Consider the following 8,113-nt stretch of genomic DNA (forward strand, 5'->3'; position numbering starts at 1 on the left):
ACGGGGCTTGCCGCGCCTTTTGGTCAATGGGATCCCTCTCCTCAGGGCACGACCAACACCGGGCAGGGGGAGAGATCGATCACGCGGTGGCTCACGGAGTTGTTCTGCCCCTCTCCAGATAGGGTGAGGCCGCGGCAGCCCATCACAATCAGGCTGATCTCCAGCTCGTCTGCCACATCACAGATGACAAAAGGTACCTTCCCCTCTCGATACTCACTCTTGACGTTGCTAAGGCCGATTTGATGCAGGCCAGACTCCGTTTGCTTAAGCAGGTTGTGGATGTTCTGCCGGGCTTGCTCGGCTCGCTCCGGGTCAAGCTCCGTATCATCCAGCACAGAAAGCAAATACACTTGGCTCTTGTAGCGCTGTGCTATGTCCGCCACCAAGGGCAAGGCGTGGCTGGTCTCACGCGAGTTATCGATGGGAAAGAGCAGTTTGTCGAACATAGCCGAGGATCCCAACGGTCGACCCCAGTCCCTATCCAAATTCAAGTTCAAGGCGAAGGCTGACTTTATTCTACCAACTTTGCCGGGGGCTGAAGGATCCCAGCCCATTTTCCTATTGTGAGGGGCTCGACCTTAGCCGCTTGGCATCAACCGGAAACGGGAGCCCTTTTGGATAAGCAGTAGAAGACGCCCTGCATACTGCTCATGGGAAAGCCCGACCTTTTGAAGCTGTGCTTGGCTGGGGTTTACGCAGTTCCTGCCGTTGGGCCACTTCCAGATCAAGCTAAACGGCAATTGGGATCTAGAGCCGCAGAAATGGTCTCCTGGATCTGCTGTTGCTGCAGGGATCCCTCGGGCAGTTGCCTATTGTTTTTGACAAACCTGGCATTCCAACTCGCTGTCAGGGCACCATCCACAAAATCTGCATCTGATAAAAGGCTCAAAGTTTGCTGCAGTTCTGCCGTGTTGAGAACATTGCCAATACACAAAAAATATTCTGGAAACCCAAAAAATCAGAAGAGGCCAAATCCTCAGTAGCATGAAAGTTATTCCTATGTAAATCTTATCTGGCTTTGATTGCCTCTTTGGAACGAATCGGTAGAAATGGCCAGCGGAAAATCGAGCGCACTTCCCCCCTCTGCAGACCTCAACCGGTTAGAGCGTGCAAGGCTCCTGTTGCCCGCCGCAGAAACCGCAAGAGAAGGTTAAGCTAAGGCTCTGTTGGCCCCTGACCCTCAGATTGGCAGGATGGGTGTCATGTTCCAGATCCAACCCCTGACTCCAGAACGGATTGCCCGTATGGCGGCAGGAGAGGTGATCGACTCTCTGGGGGCTGCTCTGCGGGAATTGCTGGAAAATGCCCTCGATGCCCAGGCCACCCGCATTCAAGTGGAGATCTGGCCGACTCGCTGGCAGGTGCGGGTGGGGGATAACGGCCACGGCATCCCGGCCTCGGAGCTGGAGCAGGTGGCCCGCCGCCATACCACCAGCAAACTGGAAGGTCGCAGCCTGGGATTTCGTGGGGAAGCCCTGCACAGCCTAGCCCGCTTGGGATCCCTAGCTATCCAAACCCGCCACGCTGACGATGCTCACGGCTGGCTGGCCGCCTACGACCGACAGGGGGAGCTGATCCACAAGCAGCCGGCAGCCACTGCCTTGGGAACGGTGGTCACGGTTGCGGATTTGTTTGCCGACTGGCCTCTGCGCCGTCGGGCTTTGCCCCAAACTCGCCCGCTCCTAACCCTGGTGCAGAATGCAGCCCTAGCCCATCCCTGGGTCAGTTGGCAGGTGCATCAGGAAGGGCAATTGCTGCTCAGCCTCTGGCCGGGAAAATCTCTGCAAGATCTGCTGCTGCAGGTGTTGCCGCAGTTGGATCCCACGGATCTGCGCTATCGGCGGATCCAGGATGGAGATAGCGATTGGGAAGTGGTGCTGGGCCTGCCGGATCGCCTGCATCGCCCCCACCCCGATTGGATCCGTGTGGCCGTAAACGGACGGTTTGTGCAGATGCCCGACTGGCAACGGCTGATCCAGTCGGTTTTTCACCACGCGTTGCCTCGCCACCGTCATCCACTGGTGGTTGTTCACCTGCGCCTGCCCCCAGAGCAGGTGGATTGGAACCGTCATCCTGCCAAAAGCGAGCTCTACCTGGAGAATCTGACGGCCCGCCAGGAGCAGTTGCGCCAACACCTGCACTCCCTTCTGCAATTGGGATCCGGGCAAGCCAGCCGCCGCTCTGTGCATCTGATCCGGGCCAGCGAGGCCAAGGTGGTCTATCGAGTCTCGCCCGATCTCCAGAGCCGTTTTCCTCCCTCTGACCGCCCAACTTCTCTCCTGCCCCCCCTCAAGGCGCTGGCCCAACTGCATCGGACCTACATCTTGGCAGAGCACCCCCAGGGGTTATGGCTGGTGGAGCAACACCTGGCCCACGAGCGAGTTCGCTATGAGTACATCCAGCAGCATTGGCAACTGGTGGCACCGGCGACGCCCGTAACGCTGCAAGGACTATCGCCCCAAGCCCTGGAGCGGTTGGAGCAGTTGGGGCTGGAGCCGGAACCCTTCGGCCCCAATACCCATCTCATTCGACGCCTCCCTTTGGCTTTGGAGTCGGAAGATCCAGAAGAGGTGCAGGGATCCCTGCTAGAGCTCAGCCGTTGTCAAGATGTGCAGGCAGCCCAGGTGGCGGTGGCCTGTCGAGGGGCCTTGCGCAATGGGATCCCGCTGACCTTGGAGCAGATGCAAAAGCTGTTGGAAGCTTGGCAGCGCACCGCCAATCCCCACACTTGCCCTCATGGTCGCCCGGTCTACCTGGCCCTGGCAGAAAAAGATCTGGCCCGTTACTTCCGCCGCCGTTGGGGCCTCTGCGACCGGCCTATCTCCGACTCCAAACTGGGATCCCTATGGGAGCTGGATCCGCTGGGAGACAGGTTTGCCGCCCAGGTGCGCTCTTCTGCGTCGGATCCCACGGACGAGCCCAGCTCCACCCCACTATAATCGGGGGTGTCCAACTGCTGAAACCCCTGAAACTCCATGGCTTCTTATCTCAAACTCAAAGCCCAAGAAGAGACCTGGCTGCAGCGCCATTCCCGTCTGATCTTGGCGATCTTGGCCAGCCTGGGATCCCTGTTGACGGCCTATCTCACCTACACCAAGCTGACGGAGCAGCCCGCCGCCTTCTGCACTGGGGATGGAGGGTGTGACCTGGTGCTCTCCAGCCGTTGGGCAGAGTTTTTGGGGATCCCGACCGCGGCTGTTGGCCTGCTGGGGTTTCTGGGAGTCTTGGCGCTGGCGGTGCTGCCGGATGGGCTCCCATTGGTGAAGCGGTGGCGCTGGTCGGCCCTGTTTGGCTTGGTTTCCGCCATGACCGCCTTTGAGATGTACATGCTTTACCTGATGGTGGCAGTGCTACGGCAATTCTGCATGTACTGCACCACCGCGATCATCTTGGTGGCAGGGCTATGGCTGGTGACCGTGCTGGGCCACCGCTGGCTGGATGGGGGCAAGCTGGCCTTCAGCTACATTCTGGTGGCCTTTCTCACATTGGTGACCACGATTGGGGTGTACGCCAACCAAGTTCCCCCGCCTAGCCCCCTGGCGGTAGGGTTAGCAGCCCACCTGCGGCAGATCGGCGGCACTATGTACGGGGCCTATTGGTGCCCCCATTGTCAAGATCAGAAAGAGCTGTTCGGGGCAGCTTTCGACCAAGTGCCCTACGTGGAGTGCTCCCCCAACGGCCCCGGCACTCCCCAAGCTCGAGAATGTACAGAAGCGGGGATCACCAGCTATCCCACCTGGATCATCAATGGCCGCACCTACACAGGCGTTCGCTCTCTGGAAGCCTTGGCGGTGGCCTCTGGCTATCCGCTGGAAGAGGGCAGATAAACCCCTGGAGTCGGGATGAGGATGTGAACTCGGTTGCGCCCTGCCTGCTTGGCCTGGTAGAGCGCGCTATCCGCCTGCTGCAAGGCAGCTTCCGGCTCCAGGCGGTAGTCTTCGCTGAGCACGACCCCACCGATGCTGATGGTAACAGGTAGGCTGCGCTTGGGGGAGATGTCAATTGGCCGTTTGGCGATAGCCTGCCGCAGAGACTCTGCGTAGCGACCACAGCGAGAGGGGCTAAGTCCGGGCGTAAGGCAAACAAATTCTTCCCCACCATAGCGGTAGAGCAGGCTGGAGGGCCGCAGTTGATTTTGCAGCCGCCCGACGATGGCCTGCAGCACACAGTCGCCAATGTAGTGGCCGTGGCTGTCGTTGATTTGCTTAAAGTGATCTACATCCATCATCAGCAGGCAGAGATAGCGGTAGCGAGCTTCCCCGCGGGCTCCCACCTGCTTGAGCAAATGGGGCAGCGCCTGATCCAGAGCTCGCCGGTTCAACGCCCCGGTCAAGGGATCCGTCAAAGACAAAGACTCCAACAGCTCGTTGCGGGCTCGCAACTGCCGGTTGGCCTGGGCCAAAGCTTGGGTGAGCCGCTGGAGGCGCAGCCCTGCCCGCACCCGCGCTCGCAGCTCCTCGGGATCGACCGGCTTGGTGATGAATTCATCCGCCCCCGCATCCAGCCCCTCTACCCGAGCCTCAACTTCAGAACGGGACGTGAGCAAAATGAAATAGACGAACTGCCCTGCTGCGGATCCCTTGAGACGGCAACAGAACTCTACCCCCGACATCTCAGGCATGACCCAGTCGCAGATCACCATGTCGGGCCACTCGCTCTCTTCCAAGCTTTGCAAGGAATCCCAAGCTGCTCGGGCGCTTTCCCAGCTTTCCACGTAGTACTGAGAGCCTTTGAGAGCATCGACAATATAGCGACGGACTACTGGGTCATCATCGACAACCCAAATGCGGGGAGTCCGGGCCGGAACAGAGCTCCAAAAGGTTTCTTCTGCTGAACCAGAAGGGTGGTATACAGAATCCAAGCCCTCCAGATCAAGGGATGGCATAGCTAAAGAGGGATCGCCCATTGTAGTCGGATCCCAATCTTAGCGCCAACAGCTAGTTGGAACCAGAACCGGGAGCGGCCAAATAAGCATGGTTGGAGACCCGCTCGCGGATCCCAAGGTGCAGTGCTTCCACAAACTGCCGCACCCGAATCGGGTCGATCATGGGAAAGGGATCAATAGCCTGCCGGCATGCCTGCGGAACGGGAAGACCGCTTCAGAGAACTGGCCACAATTACTCCATCTGCCCGCCGGATCAGGCTGCCGATGTTTTCAGCAGTAGCCCCCGAGCCGATGAGCAGCGGCACCTGAGGAGCAACTTTGCGGGCCAGCTCCAGCTCCTCGAGCAGGGGTGGCTTGCCGGTGGCCCAGCCGGAAAGGATGATGGCATCGGCCAGGCCGCGCTCCACCGTGTCGGTGATGGCCGCATCCAGGCTGATGGGACTTAGGGGTTGAGCGTGTTTCACCAGCACATCGGCAAAAATCTTGATATTAGCCCCCAGCTCCCGGCGATAGCGCAGCAGGCGGTAGGCATTCCCCTCGATAATGCCTTGGTCGGTCACCATCGCCCCGCAGAGCACATTCACCCGGATGAACTGCGCCCCCACGCAGGCGGCAATTGCCAGAGCACTGCAGCCATCGTTGCGCAAGACGTTGATCCCGACCGGCAGCGAGACCAGGGTTTTCAGCCGCTGGACGATGACGGTCATGGCGCTGACCACCGCTGCGTCCACCCGATCCTTGGCAAAGGGGGCATCGTAAAAGTTCTCGACGAGGATCCCATCTACTCCCCCTGCAGCCAGGGCAGTAGCTGCCTGTTCTGCCTGAGCGATCACCCATTCCAAGTCCCCCCCCCAGCGGGGTGAGGTGGGCAGCGGCAACAAATGAACCACCCCAATGACCGGATGGGGGGTTTTGAAGAGGTGTTGCAGCAGGTTCACCGGCAAGCTTCCTCAGGGATCCCTAACGATCTTACGCCTGGATCTGACCCACAGGGGTATTCTCTGGGGGAAGTGTAACATCAGGGCTGGGGGGAGAAGAGCGGGCTAGGCCTCGGAGCAATTGCGGCACCATACCCGGCCCTTCGTAAACCCAGCCGGTGTAGACCTGCAGCAGGCTGGCTCCCGCTTCCAGTTTCTCCAAGGCGTCGGCCAAGGTGAAGATGCCCCCCACTCCGATGATGGGCAATTTTCCTTGGGTGGAGCGGTGGATGTAGCGGATGACTTGGGTGGAACGCTCCCGCAAGGGGGCACCGCTGATCCCGCCGGCTTCTGCAAGGATTGGCCTAGACTCCGCTGGTGCGAAGGGGATCCCGCGGCCAGGCAGGAAACGGGTTTTCAGGTTATCGCGGCGGAGGGTGGTGTTGGTGGCCACGATCCCGGCCAGTTGATGGTCTTGGGCCAGCTCCAGGATGCTGTCAATGTCGGGCCAGTCCAGATCGGGAGCGATCTTCACCAGGAGGGGTTTTCGCTTCTGATTTTCCTGCTGTAAGGCAGATAGGATGGGCTCCAGTTGCTCAGCAGCTTGCAGGGATCGCAGCCCCGGCGTGTTGGGGGAGCTGACGTTGACCACAAAGTAGTCCCCCAGCTCCTGGAGCAGCTGGAAGCTGGCCAGGTAATCGGCAGCCGCTTCTTCCAGAGGGGTGATTTTGGCTTTGCCCAGGTTAATTCCAATGGGGATGGGACGTTGCTGTAGCCGGCGCAACCGTTCCGCCAGAGCCGCCGCCCCTTGGTTGTTAAAGCCCATGCGGTTGAGGGCGGCGCGATCTTGGGGCAGTTGAAACAGGCGAGGTTTGGGGTTGCCCGGTTGGGGCTGAGGAGTGATGGTGCCCACCTCTACAAAACCAAATCCTAGGCTGGGCCAGACGCCCAGAGCCAGGCCATCTTTGTCGAAGCCCGCAGCCAATCCAAGGGGATTGGGAAAGGTAAGGCCCCACAGCGACACCGCTAGCCGGGGATCCCGGTAGCAAAACAGTCGCTCCAGAGCCGATAGGATCCCGGTGGCCTGGGTGGCATCGATCCAATGCAAGGCGCGCAGCAGGCCCATCTTGACCGCTTCCGGGTCGGCTCTCAGCCCAGAAAAAAGCAGAGGCCACAACACATCTCGGTACAGGTTCACCGCAAAGACCCTCTACAGGTAAACTGCCCCTTGGCTGTAGCTTGCTTCCGCGTCGCAAAAATCGGTGAGCAACTGATGGACTCCGGGCTCACTGCCAGCTAAGGGATATCCCATTGCAGCACTCAACGGTAACCTCTCTGGGCTTGCTCTTTGCCGGAGATGGAGTCCCTTTGCCGCTCAAGGCTGGCTCCCCAAACTGCCCCCAAGAGTAAGGTTACCAGCAGGTGAATGCGGCCATCCAACATCACCACGTCCAAAAGCCCTGAGGCAAAAAATGCCGTCAAGGCCAGCAGCATCCCCAACAGGACGCTTTCTTGCGAGCGCCGCCAAGCTTGCCATCCCCGCGCCAAAATCCAGCCCCACAGGATCAGATGGCCCAGCAACAGCGGGATCCCACCCTCAGCCGCCAGGTGCAGGTACAAATTGTGGCAATGGCCCAGCAGCTCCGGCGGATCTTGAGCATTGTAAAGAGCGGCAAAGCTTTGCCAGCCCCAACCGGTCAAGGGCCGCTCCTGCACCATCTGCAGGGCGAATTGCCAAGCATCCAGCCGGTTGGCGGTGGAACTAAAGTAGAGCGCTTGAGGATCGAAGGTGTCTGCCAGACGGCTCCAAATCAATCGGGGCACTACGGCCCGCCAGCCCGGCCAATCCCAAGCAGCGGCCAAACCGGCCAATCCCAGACCGGCCAAGATCCCGATCCCCCACCAACAGCGCCGTAGGGCCAGCCCTATCACCAGCGCCAGCCCCCCCACTCCCCAGCCGTTGCGAGAGGCCGTCAGCAGCAACAAGAGGGATCCCAGCCCCAACACAGCTCCCAGCCCTACCACCCTCGGCCAGTCTTTGTCGGCCTGATCCAGCCACAGCCCTGCTGCCAAGCACAGGTGGATCACCAGGTAGATGGCCAGCGTATTGGGGGAAGTGAAGGCTGCCGCCGGTCGCTCTCCCCCGGCAACCCCCGTAATCCAAACCGGCCCCAAGAAGAAGTGCCCCTGCCATCCCCACAGCACTTCTCCCCAACCCAAAAGCAGCATCAGCCCGCTGCCCAGCACCAACACCTGGGCCAACCGCCGACGGCCTACAGGATGGAACTCCGTCCCGCTGACGCGAAAGGAC

General features: G+C 60.2%; 6 protein-coding genes and 2 pseudogenes. 2 read left to right on the plus strand and 6 right to left on the minus strand.

From position 1 onward, the window contains the following. Positions 1-41: 41 nt before the first annotated feature. Together NW818_RS07375 and NW818_RS07380 are read right to left on the minus strand one after the other, a co-directional pair. On the minus strand, positions 42-446 hold the full coding sequence (locus tag NW818_RS07375) for a universal stress protein (protein WP_011433838.1): 405 nt from the start codon (positions 444-446) through the stop codon (positions 42-44). Between the two features lie 293 nt (positions 447-739). Then, positions 740-934, minus strand: a pseudogene (locus tag NW818_RS07380) (PKHD-type hydroxylase); the annotation flags it as partial. A gap of 268 nt (positions 935-1,202) precedes the next feature. On the opposite strand from NW818_RS07380, the gene mutL reads away from it, so the two are divergent. Together mutL and NW818_RS07390 are read left to right on the plus strand one after the other, a co-directional pair. Then, positions 1,203-2,939 carry a DNA mismatch repair endonuclease MutL gene (gene mutL / locus NW818_RS07385; RefSeq protein WP_414424202.1) on the plus strand — a complete coding sequence of 579 codons (1,737 nt, stop codon included), beginning with the start codon at positions 1,203-1,205 and terminating at the stop codon, positions 2,937-2,939. A gap of 36 nt (positions 2,940-2,975) precedes the next feature. Further along, positions 2,976-3,827 (plus strand): vitamin K epoxide reductase family protein, encoded by an 852-nt coding sequence (locus tag NW818_RS07390; RefSeq protein WP_414424203.1) that lies wholly within the window; start codon positions 2,976-2,978, stop codon positions 3,825-3,827. On the opposite strand, the gene NW818_RS07395 is transcribed toward NW818_RS07390, so the two are convergent. The 4 genes and pseudogenes from NW818_RS07395 to NW818_RS07410 all read right to left on the minus strand — a co-directional run. After that, positions 3,803-4,861 (minus strand): diguanylate cyclase, encoded by a 1,059-nt coding sequence (locus tag NW818_RS07395; RefSeq protein ID WP_414424204.1) that lies wholly within the window; start codon positions 4,859-4,861, stop codon positions 3,803-3,805. The genes NW818_RS07390 and NW818_RS07395 overlap by 25 nt on opposite strands. Before the next feature lie 76 nt (positions 4,862-4,937). Next, positions 4,938-5,823 (minus strand): annotated as a pseudogene (gene btpA, locus NW818_RS07400) (photosystem I biogenesis protein BtpA). A 31-nt stretch (positions 5,824-5,854) separates the two neighbouring features. Next, complete coding sequence (locus tag NW818_RS07405; RefSeq protein ID WP_414424205.1) at positions 5,855-7,000, minus strand: quinone-dependent dihydroorotate dehydrogenase; 1,146 nt, start codon at positions 6,998-7,000, stop codon at positions 5,855-5,857. A gap of 122 nt (positions 7,001-7,122) precedes the next feature. Then, the coding region (locus NW818_RS07410; RefSeq protein WP_414424206.1) for an O-antigen ligase family protein at positions 7,123-8,113 on the minus strand (991 nt) is incomplete at its 5' end.

Origin of the sequence: Synechococcus sp. R6-5, assembly GCF_047461775.1 — a bacterium.
In the GTDB taxonomy this organism is placed as follows: domain Bacteria; phylum Cyanobacteriota; class Cyanobacteriia; order Thermostichales; family Thermostichaceae; genus Thermostichus.

Coding starts and splice junctions, on each gene's coding strand:
- NW818_RS07375 (WP_011433838.1), bottom strand. CDS start 446: ATGTTCGACAAACTGCTCTTTCCCATCGATAACTCGCGTGAGACCAGC.
- NW818_RS07390 (WP_414424203.1), top strand. CDS start 2,976: ATGGCTTCTTATCTCAAACTCAAAGCCCAAGAAGAGACCTGGCTGCAG.
- mutL (WP_414424202.1), top strand. CDS start 1,203: ATGTTCCAGATCCAACCCCTGACTCCAGAACGGATTGCCCGTATGGCG.